The sequence below is a fragment of the Streptomyces sp. NPDC026092 genome (assembly GCF_040638605.1).
Lineage (GTDB): Bacteria > Actinomycetota > Actinomycetes > Streptomycetales > Streptomycetaceae > Streptomyces.
The window spans coordinates 19,013-41,749 of sequence record NZ_JBEZYN010000037.1; the positions used below are offsets into that span (position 1 = coordinate 19,013).

General features: G+C 69.3%; 22 protein-coding genes and 1 pseudogene. 11 read left to right on the forward strand and 12 right to left on the reverse strand.

The features are described from left to right. Positions 1–59 precede the first annotated feature (59 nt). On the forward strand, positions 60–629 hold the full coding sequence (locus tag AB0F56_RS35195) for a suppressor of fused domain protein (RefSeq protein WP_362017286.1): 570 nt from the start codon (positions 60–62) through the stop codon (positions 627–629). Between the two features lie 23 nt (positions 630–652). Here AB0F56_RS35195 and AB0F56_RS35200 read toward each other — a convergent pair. Further along, positions 653–922: pseudogene (locus tag AB0F56_RS35200) on the reverse strand (transposase); the annotation flags it as partial. Between the two features lie 4 nt (positions 923–926). Here AB0F56_RS35200 and AB0F56_RS35205 point away from each other — a divergent pair. Continuing rightward, positions 927–2,054, forward strand: a complete 1,128-nt coding sequence (locus AB0F56_RS35205) for a hypothetical protein (RefSeq protein ID WP_362017288.1) — start codon at positions 927–929, stop codon at positions 2,052–2,054. A gap of 1,177 nt (positions 2,055–3,231) precedes the next feature. On the opposite strand, the gene AB0F56_RS35210 is transcribed toward AB0F56_RS35205, so the two are convergent. Next, on the reverse strand, positions 3,232–3,876 hold the full coding sequence (locus AB0F56_RS35210; RefSeq protein ID WP_362017290.1) for a GAP family protein: 645 nt from the start codon (positions 3,874–3,876) through the stop codon (positions 3,232–3,234). A 173-nt stretch (positions 3,877–4,049) separates the two neighbouring features. Next, on the reverse strand, positions 4,050–4,256 hold the full coding sequence (locus AB0F56_RS35215) for a hypothetical protein (protein ID WP_362017291.1): 207 nt from the start codon (positions 4,254–4,256) through the stop codon (positions 4,050–4,052). A gap of 144 nt (positions 4,257–4,400) precedes the next feature. On the opposite strand from AB0F56_RS35215, the gene AB0F56_RS35220 reads away from it, so the two are divergent. Then, positions 4,401–4,550, forward strand: a complete 150-nt coding sequence (locus AB0F56_RS35220; RefSeq protein ID WP_362017325.1) for a hypothetical protein — start codon at positions 4,401–4,403, stop codon at positions 4,548–4,550. 491 nt (positions 4,551–5,041) lie between these two features. On the opposite strand, the gene AB0F56_RS35225 is transcribed toward AB0F56_RS35220, so the two are convergent. Together AB0F56_RS35225 and AB0F56_RS35230 are read right to left on the reverse strand one after the other, a co-directional pair. After that, positions 5,042–5,377 carry a hypothetical protein gene (locus AB0F56_RS35225; RefSeq protein ID WP_362017293.1) on the reverse strand — a complete coding sequence of 112 codons (336 nt, stop codon included), beginning with the start codon at positions 5,375–5,377 and terminating at the stop codon, positions 5,042–5,044. 666 nt (positions 5,378–6,043) lie between these two features. Beyond that, on the reverse strand, positions 6,044–7,129 hold the full coding sequence (locus AB0F56_RS35230; RefSeq protein ID WP_362017295.1) for a S1 family peptidase: 1,086 nt from the start codon (positions 7,127–7,129) through the stop codon (positions 6,044–6,046). Positions 7,130–7,848: 719 nt separating this feature from the next. Here AB0F56_RS35230 and AB0F56_RS35235 point away from each other — a divergent pair. Further along, positions 7,849–8,454 (forward strand): hypothetical protein, encoded by a 606-nt coding sequence (locus tag AB0F56_RS35235; protein WP_362017297.1) that lies wholly within the window; start codon positions 7,849–7,851, stop codon positions 8,452–8,454. Between the two features lie 914 nt (positions 8,455–9,368). Here the strand turns inward: AB0F56_RS35235 and AB0F56_RS35240 are convergent. Further along, complete coding sequence (locus tag AB0F56_RS35240; protein ID WP_362017299.1) at positions 9,369–10,238, reverse strand: alpha/beta hydrolase; 870 nt, start codon at positions 10,236–10,238, stop codon at positions 9,369–9,371. 1,155 nt (positions 10,239–11,393) lie between these two features. Between AB0F56_RS35240 and AB0F56_RS35245 the strand changes: the two genes are divergently transcribed. Beyond that, on the forward strand, positions 11,394–11,909 hold the full coding sequence (locus AB0F56_RS35245) for a transposase family protein (RefSeq protein ID WP_362017301.1): 516 nt from the start codon (positions 11,394–11,396) through the stop codon (positions 11,907–11,909). Between the two features lie 82 nt (positions 11,910–11,991). On the opposite strand, the gene AB0F56_RS35250 is transcribed toward AB0F56_RS35245, so the two are convergent. Further along, positions 11,992–12,651, reverse strand: a complete 660-nt coding sequence (locus tag AB0F56_RS35250) for a hypothetical protein (RefSeq protein WP_362017303.1) — start codon at positions 12,649–12,651, stop codon at positions 11,992–11,994. A gap of 74 nt (positions 12,652–12,725) precedes the next feature. Continuing rightward, positions 12,726–12,983 (reverse strand): hypothetical protein, encoded by a 258-nt coding sequence (locus tag AB0F56_RS35255; protein ID WP_362017305.1) that lies wholly within the window; start codon positions 12,981–12,983, stop codon positions 12,726–12,728. Positions 12,984–13,759: 776 nt separating this feature from the next. On the opposite strand from AB0F56_RS35255, the gene AB0F56_RS35260 reads away from it, so the two are divergent. Further along, positions 13,760–14,410 carry a DUF4360 domain-containing protein gene (locus tag AB0F56_RS35260; protein ID WP_362017307.1) on the forward strand — a complete coding sequence of 217 codons (651 nt, stop codon included), beginning with the start codon at positions 13,760–13,762 and terminating at the stop codon, positions 14,408–14,410. A 206-nt stretch (positions 14,411–14,616) separates the two neighbouring features. Beyond that, positions 14,617–15,114, forward strand: a complete 498-nt coding sequence (locus AB0F56_RS35265; RefSeq protein WP_362017309.1) for a cupin domain-containing protein — start codon at positions 14,617–14,619, stop codon at positions 15,112–15,114. Positions 15,115–15,137: 23 nt separating this feature from the next. Here the strand turns inward: AB0F56_RS35265 and AB0F56_RS35270 are convergent, their stop codons facing one another. After that, positions 15,138–16,562 carry a PLP-dependent aminotransferase family protein gene (locus tag AB0F56_RS35270; RefSeq protein WP_362017310.1) on the reverse strand — a complete coding sequence of 475 codons (1,425 nt, stop codon included), beginning with the start codon at positions 16,560–16,562 and terminating at the stop codon, positions 15,138–15,140. Between the two features lie 101 nt (positions 16,563–16,663). Beyond that, a complete protein-coding gene (locus AB0F56_RS35275; protein ID WP_362017312.1) occupies positions 16,664–17,887 on the reverse strand; it encodes a serine hydrolase domain-containing protein in 1,224 nt (407 codons plus the stop codon). A 318-nt stretch (positions 17,888–18,205) separates the two neighbouring features. Here AB0F56_RS35275 and AB0F56_RS35280 point away from each other — a divergent pair, with 318 nt between their 5' ends. Next, complete coding sequence (locus tag AB0F56_RS35280) at positions 18,206–19,249, forward strand: vWA domain-containing protein (RefSeq protein ID WP_362017314.1); 1,044 nt, start codon at positions 18,206–18,208, stop codon at positions 19,247–19,249. Between the two features lie 249 nt (positions 19,250–19,498). Here the strand turns inward: AB0F56_RS35280 and AB0F56_RS35285 are convergent, their stop codons facing one another. Beyond that, the gene (locus tag AB0F56_RS35285; protein ID WP_362017316.1) at positions 19,499–19,795 is read right to left on the reverse strand and encodes an antibiotic biosynthesis monooxygenase; all 297 of its coding nucleotides are present in this window, start codon (positions 19,793–19,795) and stop codon (positions 19,499–19,501) included. Between the two features lie 274 nt (positions 19,796–20,069). Here AB0F56_RS35285 and AB0F56_RS35290 point away from each other — a divergent pair, with 274 nt between their 5' ends. Further along, entirely contained in the window at positions 20,070–20,765 is a 696-nt protein-coding gene (locus tag AB0F56_RS35290) for an MOSC N-terminal beta barrel domain-containing protein (protein WP_362017318.1), read from the forward strand. A 310-nt stretch (positions 20,766–21,075) separates the two neighbouring features. Further along, complete coding sequence (locus tag AB0F56_RS35295; protein ID WP_362017319.1) at positions 21,076–21,270, forward strand: DUF5708 family protein; 195 nt, start codon at positions 21,076–21,078, stop codon at positions 21,268–21,270. 61 nt (positions 21,271–21,331) lie between these two features. On the opposite strand, the gene AB0F56_RS35300 is transcribed toward AB0F56_RS35295, so the two are convergent. Then, positions 21,332–21,745 (reverse strand): DUF4345 domain-containing protein, encoded by a 414-nt coding sequence (locus AB0F56_RS35300; protein WP_362017321.1) that lies wholly within the window; start codon positions 21,743–21,745, stop codon positions 21,332–21,334. Positions 21,746–21,835: 90 nt separating this feature from the next. Here AB0F56_RS35300 and AB0F56_RS35305 point away from each other — a divergent pair, with 90 nt between their 5' ends. Further along, complete coding sequence (locus AB0F56_RS35305) at positions 21,836–22,465, forward strand: helix-turn-helix domain-containing protein (RefSeq protein WP_362017323.1); 630 nt, start codon at positions 21,836–21,838, stop codon at positions 22,463–22,465. Positions 22,466–22,737: the final 272 nt, after the last annotated feature.

Here is a 22,737-nt window from a genome sequence, read left to right on the forward strand (position 1 = left end):
GCGTTACTGGTGACGGCCCCGGTGGCGTGCACCGGAGAGCGATCGTGCAGGCTGGACACATGGCCAGTCGCGTTGAGAAGTACCTCGCCCACCTTGATCGACTTTCCGGAGGAAGGGAGCCCCGTTTCTTCCCTGTTGAGTCGACCAAACAGGGGCTGCGGGGCGTGACGGAGATCGTTTACGACGACCTGCCGGACGGGCTTCTCACCACGCTCACCTACGGCTTGTCGCTGGCAGAACATCCGGAATGGCAGCACGGCTCGCCGGAACTCTGCCTCAGCGTGAACTCGACCAACGTGATCTGGGCCCACGCGGTGGGCTTCCTTGCAGAGCAGCTCCGTGGCACCTGCCCATTCAGCTATGGCAGCACCATCAACTTCGGTGAGCGAATGGTGCCCGAGTCGGAGATGACGGCATTCTGCGTGTTCGCGCCGCTGGTCCTCGACAGAGCCGACTACCTGGGCATCGACGTTGGCGTTCCAGGACACGAGGGTCACGACGTGATCAACATCCAGGGGATGTACCCCATCTACGAGGTGGAGCGGCAGTTCATCAACGAGCACGGGCTTGAAGCCTTCTGGAAGAGCGGTTGGGAGCCCACTGACGTGCTGCGTAGCCCCGCGATCTGATCTGGATGCCTTGATGGGCGACATCAGGCGAGCAGCACTCGTTTGCGTAGAAGTGCGAACCCAGCACGGCCGAGCATCTGACGCTTGAGCATCTTGATCCGGTTGACATGGCCCTCGACAGTGCCCGAGCTCCAGGACAGTGTCAGGCCGGCGGTGACGGCGTTGAGGTCGCGGTCGATGCCGGCGGAGAGGGTGTGAAGGCTCGGCAGGTCGTCCCGCCGGACGGCATCGAGCCAGTCCGGCAGGCGCTCGCCCTGGCGTTCGGTGAGCATGGTCGCGAAGGAGCGGACGTGCCGGGTGAGCGCCGCCCCCGGCATCCAGGCCTCGCTCGACGCGGGCATCGGCGCGCTGAAGGAGCCCTGGCGCCGCCCCCAGTTCGCCAACCTGCTCATGCACAGCCTCTCGCTGCGCGAGAAGACGGACCGGCTGCAATGGGGCGTCGGCACCGGGCAGGGCGGCATCACCGTCGCCCCGTACTTCTTCGAAACCGTGCCCAGGGAGCAGCGCTCCGCGTGGCTGTGGCACTACGAGCGCACCGTCGGCGCCCGGGGCAGCAACCCGCTGAGCGCCAGCGCCCGCCACCTCGGCGTGATCCTCTACTGGCCGACGGGTGTCACCCCGCGTGACCCCGACCACGGCCCCGCCGCGGTGCGCGGCGCTCTGCTCGACAACCACGGTGGCGCGTACCAGTTCCGCAGCCGCTACCAGGACGCGGACGACGTCCTCGTCGGCCTCACCAACCGCAACGACACCCACCTCGGCTGGAACGGCTACGAGACCTTCGGCCTCTCCCTGATCGCGCACGACGCCACATGGGCCCGTTCGACCGCCAAGGAGCAGACCCGCAGGGAGCTGTTCTCGAAGCCGCTCGTGGACGGCCGCCCCGAGCGGCGCAGCGTCGGCACCGACGACTCCCTGGGGCAGGGCCGGACCCTGGCGTCACGCGCGTACGGCGGGCAGGGAGGGGGGTTCGTCTCCCTCGACGGGCACCTCAACTACCAGCTGACCAAGGCGCGTCGGGACATCGCGGTCGACCTGCGGCCCGCAGGTCGCGCGGACTCCGTCATCGCCGTCCACGATTCCTTCTCCGACACACTCCCCCACCGCTACGACTGGCAACTGGCGCCGGAACCCGGTGTCGAGATCACCTTCGGTGAGACCGAGAAGGGAGCGGCGACCTTTCTGTTCCGCAAAGGCGAGTCGTGGCTCAAGGGTTGGGTCGTGAACCCGGTCGGCGCCGAACTCTCCGTCGACAAGGGCGCGTTCCGCGTCACCCGTACCGGCACCGACGCCAACTTCCGCATCGTGCTGGCCGTCGGCAGGGGCGCGGTGCCGACAGCGACCACCGAAGGCACCACCCTCACCCTCGGCTCCACGACGTACGACCTCGACGATCTGGAGGCCCACCGACCCGCGACAAGGTGAACACCGCCGTCCGAGAGCCGGTACGGCCGGGTGTCACCGCGGCCGGTCGTACTGGGTTCGGCCAGGGCTCCGATCCGAGCGCAGGATGTGCCGCAGGGAGTACGAGCGGGCCGGATCCACTGATCGTCGACGCCGCCGACACGCTGCTGGAGTCTGTTGAGGACTCCGCCGGCCTCTCGCCCGTTACCCGGGCCGGCGACCCCCGCAGCCATCCCCGACCAGACGGGCCACGGCCGAGGCGCCGCCGACGGATTCGCCCCCTGCCCCCTCCGGCCTGCCATGCCCACCGGCTCCGGCATCAGCCCCTGAGGAGGACCCCATAAAGGACTCGGCGCGAACGTCGCTGATCAACAGGCCCGGCGGCCAAGGCCGCCGGCCCTCCCCCTCAGTTCACCAGCCGAAATCGCTGGATACATGGTCTCGCCAGCGGCATCTGGCGGCGCACCACCTCGTCATGGGCCGCGGGCCCGATTCTCAGTCCCGAAGTGCCGCGACCGTCGGGCGCCTCGATCACAGCCGGCCGGGTCACGGCTCGCCATGCAGCCCAGATCAGGCGTGTCTGTTCGGTGAGGATCTGATCAGTCGCCCGCTCTCGAAGAACTCGCCCCCTTCGTCCGTCCTGAGATGTGAGCGACCCTCTACTGCCGCTCCCCTGCAGACCATCAGCTCGTCCGCCTGCGTCTGGTCAACGGGGGCAGATCTCCATCCGGCGCCCTTGGCCGTCGTTGTCGAGGTGGCGCTTGAGCCGCCGAAGCGGTTCAGGTTCGCCCGGCGGCGTTCCCCCTCGGCGCTGTTGACTCGTTCCAGGTTCGCTTTCGAGAGTTTGGACTTCCCGCGCATCCACCACTTGATCGTCTGCGGGTGACGCTCTCGTCCTTCAGGGCTTCGCGGCCGGCTGCACTGTCGAGGCTGCGAAGCCGGGCGGAGAGCCCACGGCGGGACATGACGGGCGAGGTGAACCCGGCGAGTAGACGATCCGGTTCAACTCCAGGATGAGGGCTTCCCCGCCTTTCATTCCCCGGGCGTTACACTCCCCGAAGTCGCCCCAGCGGCCCGACAATTCCGAAACAGCGCGGCGCGGGCGGCTGCGTAGGCATGGACGGGATCGGACTTGCTGCCGACCCGGCGCCCGTTCGGCGGTGGCGTGACCGCCGAGTGCGGCCGTGCCCCGCCCGTGTCAGGCGACCAGCTCGTAGATGCTCCGGGCCGACAGCCACAGGCCGACCAACAGGGCGAGCGTGACCACCAGCTGTTCCTGGTGGTGCTCCAGCCAGCTCCTCAGCGCGTTCAGGCGGGCGTTCGCGACCGTGGGCGACCACACCACGTACATCTCCATGACGATGAGGCTGAGCGTGGCCAGCAGGCAGTAGCCAGTCAGCGCGAGCCAGTCGTTGGGGGTGGAGAGGTCCGCGTCGAGTGCGGTCGCGGCACCCGCGGCCACCAGGCCCCACGGCTGCAGGAGCCAGGCCAGAGCGGCTGCTGTGAATGCCGACGCGCTGTCGATCCGGGCGGTCCACCGTGGCGGGCCGTGCGGGCGGGGCGGCCGGCGGTGCCGGTAGCCGCCGTACAGCACCAGAGCCAGGCCGATGGCGAGCTTCACGGCGATCCCGGCGGTCGAGGGCGCGCTCTGACGGGCCGGGGGCTGACCGCCGGTCAGCAGGACCACGACGGCGATCACCGCGATCAGGTTGGCCAGCCAGGACAGCAGGAACGCCAGCCCCTGACGGACGCCGCGCCGTGAGGCGAGCAGCAGGATGAAGGCGCTGTTGTGCAGGGGCCCCAGGGTGATCGCCGTACCGATCACAAGCAGGTCGAGGACCATCGGGCCAGCCGCTCCTTGGTCTCGAGGGTGTCCGCAACGTGGGGACAGGGGGCCGACCAGTGGGTTACCGCGTCGTGTGGGACCGCATTCCGACTTTGCAGGCGGCGGCCCGGCCGGTCAAGCCAGCCACGCCCGTTGCCCCCTGCCGGCCGCTCCGCCCCGACTCGGGCAGGTCAGAGGTCGCTGTCGATACCCGTGACGGCCGGCGGACCGAGGGGCGCGTCCGCTTCCGCGATTCCGGCGTCCTTCAAGGCGGCCGCGACCAGACGGGTGGCGTCCAGTTCGGCCTCGTAGCGGTCCCGCGCGTCGATCTCCAGGCGGATCGAGAAGGTGCCGTCACCGTTCAGCGTGAGGAGGTCCAGGCCCTCGCTCTCGCTCACGTCGGTGTGCTGGGACGCCAGCTCCCGTTCGAGGAAGTACGGGCCCTGGCAGACCGCGTGCGGCCTGTTCCGGGCTGGCAGCGACAGGGGGTGTCGGGCCGTTTTCTGACGATGTTGCAGGCACGGCCGATGCACGGTCCCTCCTTGTTTGCCTCCGTCGCCATGCTGGAGGCGGGCGGCTACGAGGTCGTCCGACGGGACACCAGCCGCCGTGAACACGAGGTGAGCGTCGAGACCACCATCGACCGGATTGCGGGCGACCTCGCCAATTGGCTGGCCGCCCGCGCTGACTAACACCTAATCGTCGTTATTGCTCCAGGGCCGCGGCGCACCCGACTCCCAGTGCTTCCCCGAGTGGCGGCGCGGCAGTGAGCAGAAGAAGCCGCCCTGCGGGAGCATGGTCCAGCTGTCCGGCCCAGGGTGCCGACAGGGAGGGAGCCGCTCTCCGTCCGGTCCCGTCGCCATGGCGGCGAGTAGGTCGGCTGCGGTTTCCCTGGTGGCGTCGGGGTGCTGGCTGTGCTCCCTGATGAAGTGGGCGATCTGAGTGAGGCGGCAGGGCCATGCCTCCATGCCTCCTCTCCAGTGGCTGTTGCAGGGGCATTGAAGCTCCCCCTCCGGAGGCTTGGGGCACGGGGTGGCAAGTTCCGCTATCGCGGCCCATCTCAACTGGGCGTCCATATACACATCCTCTTCCTGAAACGTGCTTCGAGACGAAGCGTCAGTAGAGTACGGCGGCCGTCACTCCGCCGTGGGCCGCACGTTCGGCATGGTCTGCCTGACGCCCGTCACCCCGGCGGCCAACTCCCGCCTCGAAGCCCTCGTCGCGGTGGGTGAACATCCCGTAGCCGACCTCGACGGACAGCAGGTGGCCGGCCGGACGCTCCGCGCGGGCTTCCTCGCAGCCCGAAGAAGCTGCCGAGCCGACCGACTACGCGCCGGCGGGCGTCGGCGTCGGCGTCGGCGTCGGCGTCGGCGTCGGCGTCGGCGTCGGCGTCGGCGTCGGCGTCGGCGTCGGCGTCGGCGTCGGCGTCGGGAAGATCCTGAAGAAGTGGAAGGACGCCCCGGTCACCACCTATGACAACGACGCCAACGGCAGGTCCGTCGACCTCCTCGCCGTCCACAACGCGGAGTTCCCTACGAGGTGCTGCTCGGGGACGCCAGCTGGCCTCCGGTGCTCCGCGGCCGCGTCGACAGGCCACGGGCCGTGCCGGGTCTGGTCGACCACTGCGCGGGCACCGGTCGGCTGCGCTGATCGGCCCGGACCGCCGGGAAGGGGGCCGGCCCGACCGCGACCCGCGCCCGACCGGGCCGCCCTCATCTCCCGCCGCCCTCCCGCAGACCGCCATCGGCGCCGACGTTCTGGACGACTGGGCATCCGCCTTCATCACCCAGTTCACCGCCCCGTACGCCCAGCGCCTCACTCTCAACCGTGACGGCCGCAGCGAGCACGTCCTGATCGACGCCGTCTCCGGATCGTGGGCCACACGGTCGAGGAACGCCTGCGTGGGCTGATGACAGACTCCTTCGCTCACCTGGAGTGCACCTCCGGTGCCCGTTCTGAGAAGGCCGTCGCGACGCTCGAGTACGGCTCACCGCGCGAGCTCCGTCGGCGCTACCCGGGGCTGGGCGCTGCCGACGAACCAGCTCGAGTACCCGCGTGACGCCGTACGGGAGGTCGGGGGCATGGAGCGTCAGGTGCGCAGCACGGCGTGGTCACCTTGGGACGTGGCGTGGGACCGTCCCCCTGGTCAGGGAGGACGGTCCTACGGTGGTCGGCGATCCCGCCGTCAGCCGATCTCGGCGCCGAAGGTCGAGAGCGCCTCGGTCACGGGCTGGAAGAACGTCTCGCCACCCGACGAACAGTCGCCGCTGCCTCCCGACGTGAGACCGATGGCCGTGTCACCGGCGAAGAGCGAGCCGCCGCTGTCGCCGGGCTCGGCACAGACAGAAGTCTGGATGAGGCCTTCGACGACATCGCCGTTGCCGTAGTTCACGGTCGCGTCGAGCCCGGTGACCTCGCCGTCGTGGACCTGGGTGGTCGAACCGCTGCGCTGCACCGGCATGCCGACCGTGGCATCGCCCGCCTTGGTGATGGCCTGAGCGCTGCCGTTGTAGAGGTTGACCTCGCTCGGATGCGGGGTGTCGCCGCTGTACTTCACCAGCGCGAAGTCGTTGCCCGGGAACTGGGATTCGACCATCGCGCCGATCGCCGCGCCGCCTGCCGAGTCCGACCACTCGCTGCCGGTATCACCGCAGTGCCCGGCAGTGATGAAGTGCGGCTCGCCGCCCTTCATCACGTTGAAGCCGAGCGAGCAGCGCCCACCGCCGGAGTGGATCGCGTCGCCGCCCGAGGCGAAGGTCTTGAACTCGCCCGCACTGCGCTTGAGCTCGGCCTTGCCACCGAGGTTCCTCACCACCTGCTGCAGTGTGGTGAGCTTCGCCCCCGAGACCGTGCGGTCGGCCGTGACGATCACTTTGTTACTGACCGGGTCCGTGGCCCAGGAGGTGCCCGGTATGGTCGCGTTCTCGGTCAGGGCCTTCCGTGCGGCGCCCAGTTCGGCGAGCGTGTTCTCGACCACCCGCGGCTTGGCACCCGCCGCCCGTACGGTCTGTGCGGCGTCCTCCGACACCACGTTCACAACGAGCGTCTTGGTGCCGGTCTCGTAGTACGCGCCCGCCTCTGCCGCGCCCAGGTCCGTCTTGAGCGAGAGAGCCAGTGTGCCGGCGGCCGGCGCGGTCAGCGCCTTGACGGAGAACTGCTCGGTGCTGTCGGTGGCGTTCGCACTCTGGAACGTGATTCCCGCGATGACCAGAGCGGCAGCCGCTCCGCCTGCGACGGCAGTCCTTCGCGTGGTGATGCGACGGTGCTTCAAAGTGACCTCCTGTGGGGGGCCGTGCCCGGACGAAGTGGGGGTCCGGGTACGGAGGATGACCCGCCGCACTATTCCGATGCGTCGCAGTCGCACACAAGAGCGTGCCGCCGGACGCACAGGCGACAACACGGGTGCGTTTACAGGTTCTTCACCGACAGCGGACCCGCGCGCATGACCGGACGGAACTCTCGCGCATCGCGTCGCGGCCGCCCCGCAGACGCCCGAGCCTGGTCTCTTGTCCCTCACGGAACCTTCTAGAACGCATCCGCCGCGCCCGGTCCTCACGCTTCGCTTCGGGGGCGACGTGAGAATGCGATGGATTCCTCGGATCGGGCGTAGGTTTGGGCGGCGAGTGCGACCTTCCGGGCGGGCGTGGGGCATATCCCAGGACATCTGTCAGCAGCGGCGCGTCCACCGCCGCACAGCCGAAGGCGGCGCGGGTATCGAGGCATCCTGGGACGGGTTCGACACCACGTAGGGGGATCCCCGCAGGCGCGGGGTGTCGTCGAAGCCCTTGAGGTAGGGCCGCTGCTCAGGTTCGTGGCGGAGTGGGCTGCCGACCACGTCAGGCGTCCTGATCCTCACTCACCGGGGCCGGCCGCGCGTCGTGTCACGGGGTTTGTCCGCGCAAGGAGGTGGAAGAGTCGAATCCGACGTGTTCGGCTGAGCCGCGCCCGGCGACCGGTCGTCCTCGACGCCTTTGACCGAAGGGGCCGCTGATGCGCCTGTACGCTCAGACACCTGTTCGTCGGAACCGTCAGGTGCTCGTGGATCTGATCGCCGTACTCCTGATCGCCGCGGTGGTGTGGTGCGCCCTCACGGTCCGCGAAGCGATCATGCTTCTGGCTGAGCCGGGGCGGAAGGTCGAAAGCTCGGGCGACAGCTTGGCCACTGAACTCGGCAACGCCGGCGATGCGGCATCGGACGTGCCGCTCGTCGGCGGCCTGCTCTCGAAACCGCTCCAGTCCGCCGCTGACGCCAGTACCGGGATTGCCGACGCCGGTGAATCTCTGCAGCATGCCGTCAGCCAGGTGGCCACCTTGACCACAACGGTTCTGATCGTCGTCCCGGTGGCCTTCGTACTGCTGCTGTGGCTCCCACCGCGGCTGCGCTGGATCCGGTGCAGTACGGCCATCCGACGACTCGTCGACGCGCCCGGAGGCGTTGACCTGCTCGCCCTGCGTGCTCTCACCGGCCCGCCTGGCGACCTGGCCGCGCTCCCGGTCCCTCCAGGCGGACTGGCCGACGCCTGGCGCCGGGGAGACCAGCTCGTCATCGCCGACCTCTGCAAGGTCGCACTCAGGCAGGCAGGCTTGCGGCCCTGACGGGCACTTCCCGCTCAGAGCGACCCTGCCTGGTCCCAGCGGTCCGCGGCCGGACGCCCGCGCTCGCCCGGCGCTGAAGCACTGGATGGGAGAAGCGTGCGACGGCGGGCCACCCCCCGCACAGTGCCATGCGAGGACGTGGGACCCCGGGGCAACGTCCCGCGGGCTGGGGCTCCTACGGCTCCACCATCTTCGCCGTCGAGTCGGCCCCCTGGGGCGACGGCCCGAGGATGGGCACGACGCGGGCCGACGTCGACCGAAGCACCGCGTCCGCGAGGCGTTGACGTACACGCCGGTCGAGTTCGCCTCGGCGAGGTCCCAGCGGCGGCCGAGCCGTCGCTGGGGTCTCACCCTGGACCCGGGGCGCAGGCCAGGCACAGCAGCCGGTGGCGGTTCGAGCGGGCGGGTTGGGACGGCCCGTCGTGCGAACCTGCCGTGACCGGACCGTCGTACGCGACCTACACCAGGCTGCCGCCCTGGGCGTACTCCAGAACCGCGCAGCCAAGCAGTGCCTGGCCGGCGGTCCAGGCGCGTCGGTGTCGGGCGACCACCGAGACGGCACTGCACTGCAGTCTCACCGTCGTAGCGGGTGCGACGGACATGGAGTTCTTGAGCCGGTTGGTCGTGCGCTCGGCCAAGTTGCAGCGTGTGCAGATCTCGCTGTCGAAGCCGGTGGGCGCCTGGCGTTGACCAACTCACCACCCGGGACCCGGCCCCTCACAGTTCTGTGGTGGCCGCGAACCGAGGTGACGTCCCGCGACAGTGCTCCCTCATCAGCGGTCTACGGGAACAAGTCGCACTTCCTGGAGCTGGTGCACGAGCACAGCCTGTCCGGGCGGCACTCGTACGCAGTCCCCCGGGCACCCCCGTCGCCGAGTCCGGCGGCGGGGAGGCCCAGGGGTCGCCGGAACGCCTCAGACGAGGCTGGCCAACAGCTCCGCGAAGACCTGCGGCCGGCTGAAGTAGCCGACGTGCGAGGTGGCCAGGGCGCACACTTCGAACGGGTTGTCCGGAGTCAGGGCGTCAGCTTTGCGGATCATGTAGTCCTGGACGGCCGGAGGGATGCTCCTGTCCTCGGTGAGTCGGACGAAGGTGTGCGGGACGCGTCCCCATCCGTCCGCCCGGACGACCGCACCTGGCTCCAGCACCGCGTAGTTCTCGTCCGGGTCCATGGAGTCCAGCAGCACCCGGAACTGGTGGTCGGTGGAGTCGGCCATGACCGCGTACTTCAGTTCTGCGAACAGGTGCGGGTCGGCGTGCGCGCTGCGCCAGTTCAGCCGAACCACGCCCTGATCCTGGCCGTCCGCGTGGGGCACGGTGATCCGCGCGGCCAGGGCGTCGAGCAGGTTGTCGTCGACCACGTCCCACGGCTCGGTGAGCACGGCCGGGTCGCTGAGGCATACCGCCGATAGGTAGACAACGCGGTGAAGGAGTTCTGGCGCGGCGTTGGCGACGGCGCTGATGGTCAGACCGCCGAGGCTGTTGCCGACCAGCACGACGGGTCCGGTCGCGGTCAGGCGCCGCAGGACTCCCAGCACGTGGTGCACGTTGTCCTGCAACGTGACACCCCGCATCGGCGAGGGGGCGGCGGCCAGCTCGGTGATGTCCTGCGGCAGGCGGTAATAGGCGGCGGGTCCGTCAGCGGCGTCGCCGTGACCGGGCAGGTCGACGGCATGCGAACGGTGTCCGAGCAGGGCCAGTTCGTTCTGCAACGGGCCCCAGGCCCGAGCGTTGCTGGAACCGCCGTGAACGAATACGAATGTGGGGCGCATGGTTGCGCGCATGGTGAAGATCCTCGTCATCCTGAGGCGAACGGTGGACGTGGGACCTGGTGTCGGCGAAGGCCGACACCACGGTCAGAGCGCCGACCGGGTACGGGTTGCCTGCCAGTTGTGGATGACGGAACACATGGTCGTGATCGTAACGCGCCCAGGGCGGACCGACGAGAGGATTCGGCAACTCAGCGGCGCATCGCGACTGGTTGGCGGTCGGGAACTGGCCGGGCGCGGTTCCGGGCTCGCAGGCGTTCGATCTCGGTTCCGCGTCCGGGGCTTGGTTGTCGAACCAGGATCGTGCGCAGCACGATGCCGCCGTCGACGGCAGTCCACCGGCAATGCCATGTGACCTTTGACGGTCCGGTGCGTCCAGTGGAGTTGGTGGCCGATGGCGGCCGTAGCCGGCCTCCAGCATGGTGTGGACCCTGGCGTAGCTGACGCGGATGCAATGGGCGGACCGGTCGCTCTTCCAGGGCGAGGCTCGTCCCCCACGGGCGGTGCGCGTTCGTCGGATCCCTTCTCAACCTGTACGGGACGCGCCATCACTGGCGGTGGCGGGAAGCGGCCCGTTCGGCGACCTCGCTGAGGTTGTGCCACAGATGTCACCCGTCAGCGACCTGGACCGCCCGGCCTGCCCCGGCTGTGGTGCCCGCCAAGGGCCCGGCACGTTTCGGCAGATCACCTCGATCCCCGGTCATTGCCCCAGCCCGCTCGGCCAGGCTTGACGCCTCCCGGTCAGCCAGCAGGTCAACCAGCCACCGGGGCTCGCGATCGACCAGCACCGTGCCGTGGACGCGGCCCTTGCGTGTCGCGTACTCATCGACGCCGACCACCGCCTGAGCGGAGCCGGACGAGGCGGACCAGGCAGAGCCGCCCACCCCGTCCATGGGCAGTTACTGCAGGCCCGGGCGCTGGTGAGCGGCGAATCCCCGGGTGTTCGGGGCGCCACTGGGGGTCAGCGCTCGGGCTTGGGGGGCCGCGGCATCAGCGCGGCCGCCGCCTCGTCCAAGTGACCTTCGTGTTCAGGAAGGCCGAGACGATACGGCTTCCCGTACGCCGAGGGCTGGGACGTGCTGGCGACAACGGTCAGCGGCCTGTTCACCTTGTGGGGCCCCTGCCGCTAAAGCGTGTTACAGAAGGATGTGATCTGGGCATTTTCCTTGTATGTGTGGGGTGTTGAGGGCTGAGCCGTTGTGGGTGGAGACGTTCACGGGGCTGCGGATGGACCGGTTCGTGAAGCTGGTGAAGGTGGTCCGGGAGCGGGGCGGAAACGGGCCGGGCGGCGGCCGGCCGTGGTGCCTGCCGCTGGAGGACCGGGTGCTGCTGGTGGCTGTCTACTACCGCACCGACCTCACCATGCGGCAGCTCGCGCCGCTGTTCGGCGTCTCGCCCGCGACGGTCTGCCGGGTCATCCAGCGGCTGCGGCCGCTGCTCGCGATCGAGCCGGCCTCTCGGCCCGCTGACGCGGTCGAGCGGCTGTGGATCAGTCCCGGCCGGGACCTGCTGCCAGGCGAGGAAGAGGACAACGCCGAGCACCGACGGGTGAGGGCCCGCGTCGAGCATGCCTTCGCCCGCATGAAGCACTACAAGATCCTCCGCGACTGCAGGCAACGCGGCACCGGCCTCCACCACGCAGTCCAAGCCGTCGCCCACATGCACAACCTCGCACCCGCCGCATGATCAGACCCGCCGCAAACCCACACCGACCTGCTCGAACACAACCTTCTGCAACACCTTTTTTAGGGCCTGTTGCGAAAGTGGATCAAGAGGCGAGGTCAGCCTCGGAGGATGTCTGGTCTGGCCAGCCTCGTGACAGTGCGAGGCGGCCGGATCGGAGGGCCTCGCGTTGTTCGGTGACCCATTGCGTGACCTGGTCTGCGGAGTCGGTGATGGGCTGGTCCGTGGTGTCGATCAGGTGGGTGGACCATCGCCGGTCGTCGGCCGTCCACTCGGTCCAGTGTTGCCAGGCCATCTCCGACCAGCTGTCGTTGATGATGACGTCGGGTCGGTATCGGGGGTCCCGCGCGTGCTTGCGGTGCCAGTCGGCCCATCCGAGAAAGGCGTCGACCGCCGGCGGGTCCCACCGGCCGGGGTCGCGGTGGACGAGTCGCCGGCGCCGGATCTCGTCGGACACATCGACCAGGCATACCGCGATGCCGTCCAGCAGTGGTGCCGAAGGCACCGCCAGGACTTCCCCGAGCGGGGACTGGCCGGTCAGCAAGAGATCAAGTCCGCGGTCCTGGTACTCCAGCGCACGACGCACCCACATCTCGGTCGTGCGGTTGCGCCATTGACGGTCGGCGCCTTCCGGCACGCCGAGTTCGTCGAAGTCGTGCACGACGAACTTCTCAAGTCGTTCGCCCACGGCGTTGGCGAGCGTGGTCTTGCCCGAGCAGCTGGAACCGGTCAGTTTGAGCAACATCGTGCCAGGGTGGCAGGTGAGGCGGATCCTCCCCAACGCGTTCTTCTGGGGTTTTCTGCCGCAGACCGGACTAGTCAGAGCCATTCGTTGATGGCTGCGACCCGCACGGTCGCTTCGAAGCGGACGGCGAGTTTGTCGTCCCTCGTAGCGACGGCCCGGTGCCTCTTGAGCCGGTTGATTCCGCACTCGACCGCGTGTCGCTGTTTGTAGTCGTCCTTGTCGAACTTCGAGGATGGCCGCCGCGCGATCCGCGCCCGAGCCGATTGCGGACCCGGTCCGCGGGGACCGGGATCGATGGCGCGGCGGATCGGCGACCGCAGGCCGATCAACACCGGTGTCCAACGTGCCCCTGATCGGTCACCGGTCACCGCACGCGACATCCGTCACGTGTCGCTCGGGGCATCGGTCACAGGTGGCGGCGTCCCCGTCAGCCGATCGGTCGAGACCCACCAACGGGTTCGGTTCCCGGGCAGGCGACTCGGCGTTGACCCGGTCGGCAGTCGGCCACCACGCGGGCTGGTCGCCGTGGCGCGTCGCCCAACAGAGCCGGACCCCGCTGAACAGACACGGTGGCGGCCGAGGCTGCAACGCCGGGTCGCGGAGAACCCGGAGTTCCGCAGGTCTTGCCGACGGGAGGAAAGTCGGCGTGCGCGGCCGGATCTCGTGACTACCGCTCCGGCACTGAGCGAAGGAGATGGCGGAGTGCGGCTCCCGCTTGATGCGTCGCGGGCGGCCGTGTGACGCGCGAGGCGGACGGTTCGGCTGGGGCTACAGGGGTACGACCCACCTTTCCGCGCCAAAAATGAGGGCGTTCTGGGGGTGTTTGTTGGCCGGGGGCTGCCCTGCCCTTTCGTACGCGGGCTTCTAGCATTCGAGCACCCCCGCCCGTACCGGTGGGGCGCCCCAGGGGACAGGCCTGGCATGTACATGATGCTTCAATTGTTGCCGGTCGCACCACCCCTGCCCGTACCGCCAGCGCCCCGGATCCACCGCACCAGGTCCGTGACGGCCGCCCGCCCCCGTGGCGTGCCGCACCCCCCAGCCTCGCGACCGGGCGCATCCGTGCGTCCGCGCTCGCCCGGCACCCACAGCACTGGATGGGAGAACCATGCGAGTTCCGCTGCTGGTGAGCGGAGCGGTTGCCGCTCTGTTCGCCTCCGCCCTGCCCGCGCAGGCAGGCCCCGCGTCGATCACCGACCCGCCCCCGGACAGGATCGTCATCGACATCGCGACGGTCAACGGCTCCGGCTGTCCCCTGGGCACCGCCGCCGTCGCCGTGTCCGAGGACAACACCGCCTTCACCGTCACCTACAGCCAGTACCTGGCGCAGGCGGGCGGCAACTCCTCGCCCACCGCGGCCCGCCAGAACTGCCAGCTCAACCTCCTGGTCCACGTACCCCAGGGATTCACCTACGCCATCGCCAGCGCCGACTACCGCGGCTACGCCTCACTCCAGCCCGGCGCCAGCAGCACCGAGAAGGCCTCGTACTACTTCCAGGGATCGCCGAACACCGCGTCCCGGACACACACCTTCCGAGGCCCCTACGAGGACAACTGGCAGGCCACCGACACCACCGACTGGGCACAGCTCGTGTGGGCGCCCTGCGGTGTGCAGCGGAACTTCAACATCAACACCGAACTCCGGGTGAACGCCGGCACCTCCAACCCGGCCGCCACCAGCTACATGACCATGGACTCCACCGACGGCGACATCAACACCGTCTATCACCTCGCCTGGAAGGAGTGCGCCAAGAAGTGAGAGCAGCGCCCTGAGAGGTGAGTCGACACCCTGGGGCCCCGGACGGACATCTTTCGGTCCGTCCGGGGCCCCAGGGCCGCACCTCCAGAATTGACCCATGATTCTGCGCCTTCAATGCACCCTTCTCCGGGTCTTTATCGGGTCTAGATTTAGTGGTGTCGCCGGGAACACCGGTCGGCAGAACCGCTCAAGACCCAGGAGTCACCATGACGTTCACCAGCGCCGCGACGCCCGTCCTCGTCCGCGCCGACGAGGCCGAGACCCTGCAGGACGGAGCGACCAGCCTCATCACGCTGCTGGCCGACGCGAACGCCACCGGCGGCGCGGTGACCGCCAACCGCGCGACGCTGCACAAGGGATCGCCGGGGGCTCCCGCGCACTTCCACACCCGGGCCACCGAGATGTTCTACGTGCTCAGCGGGTCCATGCGGATCCTTCTCGACGACCAGGTCCTGACCCTTGGCCAGGGCGACTTCCTGACCGTCCCGCCGACCGTGCCCCACGCCTTCGCGCCGGCCCCCGACAGCGAGGCCGAGATGCTCGTCGTCTTCACCCCGGGCATGGACCGGTTCGACTACTACCGGCTGCTGGAGAGGGTCTATCGCGGCGAGGCCTCGGTACAGGACATCCGCGACAGCTCCGAGCAGTTCGACAACCACTACTTCGAAAGCCCCGTCTGGCAGCAGGAACTCGCCCGACGCTGAATCCGCAAGCCCTTTGGCGGGGTTCAGGGTGGGGGTGGGAGGATCCGGCAGAGAGCCTCGAGGGCGGCGGCGTACGCGTGGTCGGGCGGGGTCGCGTAGCCGACGACCAGCCCGTCGAACGGCACGGCCTGGGTGTCAGGGTGCCGGAAGCCGACGAGGCCGTCGAGGGCGAGACCGAGCCGGGTCGCGGCGGCCACGGTGGCCGCCTCGGTGCCGGGAGGCAACCGCAGCACCGCGTGCAACCCCGCGGCGATCCCCGTGACCTCGATGTGCGGCGCGTGCACGGCGAGCGCGGCGAGGAGACGGTTGCGGCGGTCGCGGTAGCGCTGGCGCATCTTGCGGATGTGCCGGTCGTGAGCACCGGAGGCGATCAGGTCCGCGAAGGTGAGCTGGTCCACCACGCCGGTCCAGCGCTCGCGTTGCCCCTTCACCGCCAGGACCGGACCGAGAAGGTGCTCCGGCAGCACCATCCAGCCCAGTCTCAGCGCGGGCGACACACTCTTGCTGGCCGACCCGACGTACAGCACATGCTCGGGGTCCAGCGCCTGGACCGCGCCGACCGGTTCACGGTCGTAGCGGAACTCGCCGTCGTAGTCGTCCTCGATCACCACACCGCCGCGCGCCCGCGCCCAGTCCACCGCCTCGTTGCGCCGCCCCGGATCCAGTGGCCCGCCGACCGGAAACTGGTGGGCCGGGGTGAGCAGCACCGACCGCACGCCCCGGTGCCCGTGAAGTTCGTCCGTCCTCGTGCCGCGCTCGTCCAGCCCGAGCGGCACCGTCCGTACGCCGTCGGCCGTCAGCAGGGCGCGGTGGAACGCAAGCCCGTACGCCTCCACAGCGAGCGTCCCGCGCAGGACACCGCCGCCGAACAGCAGCCTGAGCGCGTCGGAGAAACCCGAGCAGATCACGATGCGCTCCGGGCCTGCCCGTACGCCCCGGACACGGGCGAGGTAGTCCGCCAGCGCCGTACGCAGCTCGATACGGCCCTGAGGATCGCCCGGCCCGAAGGCGTCGTGCGGCGCGGCGGTGAGCGCCCTGCGGGTTGCGGTCGACCACGCGTTCCTCGGGAACGAGGAAGCATCCGGCGGACCTTGCGTCAAATTGTGGGTGGGTACGGCGAATCCCCCGGACAGCGGCTCCTTCGGCACGCGCACCCGCCTGGCGGGTGCGGCGCGCTCGGCGACCCGAGTGCCTGAACCCTGCCTGGCGGTCAGCCAGCCCTCGGCGACCAGTTCCGCGTACGCGTCGGCGACCGTGTTCCGCGCGATGCCAAGGTCCGCCGCGAGCGACCGGTAGGGCGGCAGCCGGGCCCCGGCGGCCAGCCGCCCTTCCTGGATCGCCTCACGCAGAGCCTGAGCGAGAGCCGCGCGCCGAGAACCCGCCCCGACCAGCTCCAGGTGCAGGTCCGCTCCGAGGCGCTCGGCCAGGTTGACCCATGATCCGGTCACTTGATTGCACTTCCTTGGGGGTCTGTAGGTTCCCAAGGTTAGTGACCGTGATGGCGAATCCCACCGCCCGTCGAGTCGACCTGATGCGCCCGCGTCGGCCGTCAGCGTCGCAGCAGGGCGCAGACGAAGTCCTCCTGGACGGCGCGGACCTTGGCCAGGAGTTCCGGCTTGAGGCTCTTGCTGGTCTGGGTGTTGATCGAGAAGGTCAGGGACCGCCTGCCGTCCGCCGTGCCGGCCGCGAACTGGGTGTAGCCGGGGAAGTTGCCGGTGTGACCGTAGACCGTGCCGCACCGCGTCTTGTAGCGGAAGATGGCCAGTCCGCCCGCGTTGACGCCGGGGCCGGCGGGCTCCGACGCGGCGCCGGGGATGAAGGTGCGCTGCTGGTTGCGGGTCTCCCGGGACAGGAAGCCGGGTCCGCCGGCCCAGGCACGGATGAAGGCGTTGAGGTCGTCCGGTGTCGAGACGATGCCGCCGGAGGCCCAGACGCCCGACGCGCTGAGGACCTCGCTGATGTCCTCCGGCGGGGCGGGCGGGGTCACGTCGTAGCCGTGCAGGTACGGCCTGGGCAGCCGGTAGCCCTGGGGCAGGCTCGTCCGCTTCAGGCCGAGGGGCCGGTACACGAGCTGTTCGAGCAGCTTCTCGTAACGCTGTCCCGTGACCGCCTCGGCCATCAGCGCGACAGCGATGTTGTCGGAGTTCGAGTACGCGTACCGCGATCCCGGCGGGAACAGCAGGTCCTCGCCGGCGACGAAGTCGAGCAGCCGGCGGGAGTCGAAGTGGTGCCTGGGGTCCTCCTGCAGGATCTCGAGGAACGCCGGCGCCGTCGAGAAGTCCGGCAGCCCGCTGGTGTGGCTGAGCAGCTGGCGCAGCGTCACCTGGTGCCAGGCGGCCGGGAGGGAGGGCAGTACCTCGCCGATCGTGTCGTCGAGGTCCAGCTTGTCGCGGTCCACCAGGCGCAGGGCGACCGCTCCGCTGAAGGCCTTGGCGACGCTCGCGATCCGCATGTGGTCGGTGGTACGGGGCGGGCGGCCGGTCTCGGTGTCGGCGACGCCCGCCCGGTAGACCGCCGTCCGGTCGCCCTGCCGCATCAGCGCGATCACTCCGGGCGGGCCTCCTGCGGTACGGACGAGCTCGTTCAGCCTCTTCTGCAGACCCCTGTCCGAGGGTGGCGGCGGCGTGCCCGTGGCCTGCGCGGGCTGGGCCACGACGGTGAATGTGGTCGCGGCCAGGGCAGCCGCCAGTAGACGCAGACGTACGTGCGAGCGGGAACGGTCTCCACGGTGTGCCGGCACGGGGGCTCCTTCACGGTGATGCCGGATGGCCATGCACCCGGTCAGGGTGTCCGACCCAGCATCAGACGCGGCTCCGGGACCTGCCTGTCCGATACTCCATCCGGCGCAGACACCTCGTGGGGACGACATGAGTAGCCGAGGGGGCGGGACGGGGTCCCTGGCGGGCAGCTCCTGCGGGGCCGACCGAGCCCTCGCTTCCCGGGCCGGCGGGCCCAGCGTCGTGGCACCTCAGTGGGCGGCCTCCTGTCGTCGCCGCGACGCAGGGCCGGCGGCTTCGGTGCGGGAGCCAGGATCGATTGTCAGTGGCGGGTGAGACGGTAAGTGCATCAAGTCGCAGGACGGGGAGTAGTCATGTCGGGAAGTCAGAACTACATCAATCACGTCGCGCTCGTGCTGGATGCCAGTTCATCCATGTCGCACCTGAGCCGCAAGGTCGTCGAAGTCGCCGACCAGCAGATCGCCTATCTCGCACGGCGCTCCAGGGAGCTGGAGCAGGAGACCCGAGTCACGGTCTACGTCTTCGCGGACGCGGTCGAATGCGTCATCTACGACAAGGACGTGCTGCGGATGCCGTCCCTGAAGCAGATGTACCGGGCCGGCGGCATGACGGCCCTGCTCGCGGCGGCGCTGAAGTCGCAGCGGGAGCTGGCACAGACCGCCCAGCTGTACGGCGACCACAGCTTCCTCACGTTCGTCCTGACCGACGGTCAGGAGAACGCGAGCCACCGCTGCCCGGACGCCCCCGCCAGGGATCCGCGTGAACTGGTGAAGGCCGTGTCCGAGATGATCGGGACGCAGGAGGACAACTGGACTCTGGCCGTTCTCGTCCCGGACCAGATGGGCAAGCGCGAGGCCATGCAGTGCGGCTTCCCCAAGGAGAACATCGCCATCTGGGACGCCACGAGCACTCAGGGCCTTGAGGAGGCCGGGCAGGTCATCCGGGAGGCCACCGAGAAGTTCATGGTGGGCCGGGCCCAGGGCATCCGGGGATCGCGCGCGGTGTTCTCCACGGGCGCGGAGGCCGTCAACAAGGACACCATCGAAGCCGCCGGTCTGACCCCGGTGAACCCCTCGCAGTACCAGCTGATCCCGGTGGCGCGTGACGCGGCGATCCGGGAGTGGGTCGTCGAGTGCGGACACACGTACCGCACGGGCGGTGCGTTCTACCAGCTCAGCAAGGCGGAGAAGGTCCAGGCACGCAAGCAGATCGCGGTGCTGGAGAAGAAGACGGACCGGGTCTACACGGGGCCGCAGGCCCGCGCCCTGCTCGGCCTGCCGGACACCGAGGTGCGCGTCAAGCCGGACCACAACGACGACTTCACGATCTTCGTGCAGAGCACCAGCGTCAACCGGAAGCTCGTCCCCCACACACGGCTCCTGCTGATGATCTCATGACCTGACGCATCGACAGCTGTCGCGCCCCATGTCGCCGAGCCCGCGTTGACCGCCACCGGACGAGGCCGCGCCACGGTGTGGTCGTGCGCGCCGCGCCCAGGCCGACGAGTCGACGCAGGTACCGGGGTGTCCCGAGGTTGACCACTGAACGTGCCGCACTGCCGGACAGTGCGGCACGTTCGGCGCCCGAGACTCCCCGCCCCCTTCCCCGCTCCGCCGCCCGACGGCAGCACCCCGAACGGGCGGACGTCAGGACAGAGACCCGCGCTCGAAGTGCCGTACGCGAAGCGGTTCGACGAGATACTCGTCCTCGCCCGGCAGAACCACGGGCTGCTCACGCCAGTGCTCACCGGCATAGTTGACCAGGTCCTCCTCGCCGCGCCATCGACTGACGTACAACAGCGAGTCGGGGGGCGCGAGCAGCACCTCATGATCCACCAGGCCCGGATATCGGCCGGGGAACTCACGCACCGCCGAAACGATCATGTCCCGGAACGCCTCGAAACGCTCAGGACGTACACGTGCCTCACTCACCCTGACAATCATGACCGTCAGCCTGTCACACAGCATTCGGTACACCCCGCGCCTTGCCCCGATTGGCTCGGCGCTACGCGTTTGCGGGGACAACCTCATCCCCGGCATGGCGGGAAGTTGTCCATGGGTGACCTGAGATGTACTGGGCCCGGGACCGGCCCGCCACGAAAATGACCGCGTGCGTCGCACCGCGCGCACCCCACGCACTCCCCCAGCGGAAGGCCGGGTCCGCGGCTGTCGGCCGCTCCGCCTGGCAGCTCCGGTCCGGGACCTGAGAGAGACTCACGTGTACCTTCGAGAAATCTGGCGGTTCCCCGTCAAGTCCATGCGCGGGGAGCAGCTCAAGAGTGTCGAGCTGACCGACAACGGTCTGACCGGTGACCGGCACATCCACGTCCGGGACTCCCGGGGTCTGCTGACCGCCCGGGTACGTTCCCGGCTCCTCGGCCTGTCGGCGACCACGGCACCCGACGGCAGCGTGCTCGTCGACGGGCACCAGTGGGACAGCCCGGAGGTGGAAGAGCTGATCCGCGGCGCGGCCGGACCCGACGCGGAAGCGGTCCACTACACCGGCCGGGAGAGGTTCGACGTCCTCAACCTGACCGTCATCACCGACGGGGCCGCCGAAACCCTCGGCCACGACCCGCGCCGGCTCCGGTCCAACCTGGTCATCGGCGGCGTCCCCGGCCTCACCGAACGCGACTGGCCCGGCCGTACGCTGCGTATCGGCGACGCCGTCATCGGCGTGCTCAAACTGCGCTCCCGCTGCGTCATGACGACGGTCGACCCCGACACGGGCGAGCGCGACCACAACGTCCTGCGCGACATCCACCGGCTGTACGACGGAACCTTCGCACTGGACTGCTGGGTGGCCTCTCCCGGCACCGTCACCCAGGGCGACGAAGTCCGGCTGACCGACGAGCAGTGGCCGGAGCCGGTCCGCGGCGGCTGGATCGTCGGAGCACCCTACGTCGTCGCCTGAGCCCTGTCTGCGTACGGGCCCGTTCGTCGATCGCTGCGTCTCCTTCTGCCAACAGACCCGACGTACGGCCGCGGCAGCCACCGCGGTCCGGCTCAAGGGTGCCGGCGGCAGTGCTCCGCGCCAACGGGCCGCCCCACGATTGATCGCGGGGGCCGCGACATGAAGAAGGCCGCGACTTCCGGTCCGTCGAAGTGTGTAGTGCGCTCTCATCCGGCAGGTCGAGGTCGCGCCCCCACGCCCTATCTAGGGTGGTGCGTAAGCAACAGCCCTGCACGGCAGGGACGAAACGACCTCAAGGAGATCGGCCACCGTGACTCCCGCCTCGAAGAACATCGTCGAGGGTGCCCTCTGCGCCGTCATCGGAGTCGCGTTGCGCTTGTTCACCGAGGACGTCCACATTCCCGTCTTTACGCTCACGAAGGTGGGCCTCGTGCTGATCGCCATCGGTGGCATACAGATGGCCTACGGCGTGTACCAGTCGTTCAGGGCGCGGAGGGTGGAGTAGCGGACGGCGCTTGCCGACGATCACGCGTGTCCACACCGGTAGGGCAGGTCAGGCGCCGCGCTCAACCCTCGGCGGAAGCGACCTTCGCGGTGGCACGCACAGCCCGCTCCTCTGCGTCTGCCAGCCAGAAGAAGACCGGTGGCAGGCAGAGCTCGATCACCGCCAGCGCTGTTTGGAACCAGTGGGGCCAGCCGTACAGGGAGAGCGAGAGCACTCGACCCACTCCGCCCAGGAGGAGGATGCCGGCCAGCCACCGCACAGCCTGGGCCGGGATCGGACGCTGCCGCGCAGCCCACAACCAGGCCAGTCCGTAGCCGACGAAGGCGGCTCCCATGAACCGGCCCCAACTGTCGACCGTGGCACCGGCGGAAGTGGCGCCGGGGAGCGCCGCGTTGCCGAGCACCACATGGAGCAGTCCGATCGGGACGCATGCCCAGCCCATGAGTTGTGTGAGGGTGCGCAGAGTCCTGGCCATCGTTCCTCCGAGGCGTCTCGACGGAGCTTGGTTGACATGCGTCCACTACCTTGCGCGCGCTAGTAGACCTCTGTCAACTAGACTTCGTTCGTGCCTCCACGCCAGCGACTCACGCCTGCCGACCGCCGCGCCCAACTGCTCGGCGTCGGCGCACGGCTCTTCGCCGCGCGCCCATACGCCGACGTGCTGATGGAGGACGTCGCCGAACAGGCCGGTGTCTCCCGGGCCCTGCTCTACCGTCACTTCCGCAGCAAGCACGCCCTCTTCGCCGCTGTGTACCAGCAGGCGGCGGACCAGTTGCTCGCCAGCACACGGTTCGACCCCACCCAGTCCCTGGTGGAGCAGCTCATCCAGGGAATGGACGTCCATCTCGACTATTTCGTGGCGAACCGCAATTCCGTCCTCGCCGCGAATCGGGTCCTGGCGGGCGACCCGGTGATCCAGACGATCATGACGAACGAGTTGGACGCACTCCGCGCGCGGCTGCTGGCGGTGCTCCCGCTCGCGGACGACAGCGTCCGGGAGGCGGTGTCCGGCGTCCTGAAGAGCTGGCTGGTCTTCGTCCAGGTACTGTGCGTCGACTGGCTCACCCACGAGACCTGCACCCGCACCCAACTGCGTGACGTCTGCATCGGTGCCGTCCTCGGAGCCCTCCGCCCTCTGCTCACCGAGGACCCGGCCCCGGATTGGCGGCCACAACTGCGCTCCGCGGACGCCTAAGTCTCCTCCCGTATGTGGCCGTGAGCTGGGAGGTCGGTCGGCGGTACTGTCGGCCGATGGAGTCTGAGTGGCTGTGGTTGTTCCGGACTTGAGGAGTGCTGGTCGAACGGGAACCGGCGGCGACTGTGAAAATCGCTGTCCGATCACCGGAGCACGGTGATAGACACCCGGCGTGGAAAAGAATCTTGAGTTCCCTGACCTGTTGCGACTGATAGATGAACGGTCGACCGCCTTCCGCGCCGTGGTCGCCGCCGCGCCCGGTCTCGACGCGC

Coding starts and splice junctions, on each gene's coding strand:
- AB0F56_RS35195 (WP_362017286.1), top strand. CDS start 60: ATGGCCAGTCGCGTTGAGAAGTACCTCGCCCACCTTGATCGACTTTCC.
- AB0F56_RS35210 (WP_362017290.1), bottom strand. CDS start 3,876: ATGGTCCTCGACCTGCTTGTGATCGGTACGGCGATCACCCTGGGGCCC.
- AB0F56_RS35235 (WP_362017297.1), top strand. CDS start 7,849: ATGCGCCTGTACGCTCAGACACCTGTTCGTCGGAACCGTCAGGTGCTC.
- AB0F56_RS35240 (WP_362017299.1), bottom strand. CDS start 10,238: ATGCGCGCAACCATGCGCCCCACATTCGTATTCGTTCACGGCGGTTCC.
- AB0F56_RS35245 (WP_362017301.1), top strand. CDS start 11,394: ATGTGTGGGGTGTTGAGGGCTGAGCCGTTGTGGGTGGAGACGTTCACG.
- AB0F56_RS35250 (WP_362017303.1), bottom strand. CDS start 12,651: ATGTTGCTCAAACTGACCGGTTCCAGCTGCTCGGGCAAGACCACGCTC.
- AB0F56_RS35260 (WP_362017307.1), top strand. CDS start 13,760: ATGCGAGTTCCGCTGCTGGTGAGCGGAGCGGTTGCCGCTCTGTTCGCC.
- AB0F56_RS35265 (WP_362017309.1), top strand. CDS start 14,617: ATGACGTTCACCAGCGCCGCGACGCCCGTCCTCGTCCGCGCCGACGAG.
- AB0F56_RS35275 (WP_362017312.1), bottom strand. CDS start 17,887: ATGGCCATCCGGCATCACCGTGAAGGAGCCCCCGTGCCGGCACACCGT.
- AB0F56_RS35280 (WP_362017314.1), top strand. CDS start 18,206: ATGTCGGGAAGTCAGAACTACATCAATCACGTCGCGCTCGTGCTGGAT.
- AB0F56_RS35285 (WP_362017316.1), bottom strand. CDS start 19,795: ATGATTGTCAGGGTGAGTGAGGCACGTGTACGTCCTGAGCGTTTCGAG.
- AB0F56_RS35300 (WP_362017321.1), bottom strand. CDS start 21,745: ATGGCCAGGACTCTGCGCACCCTCACACAACTCATGGGCTGGGCATGC.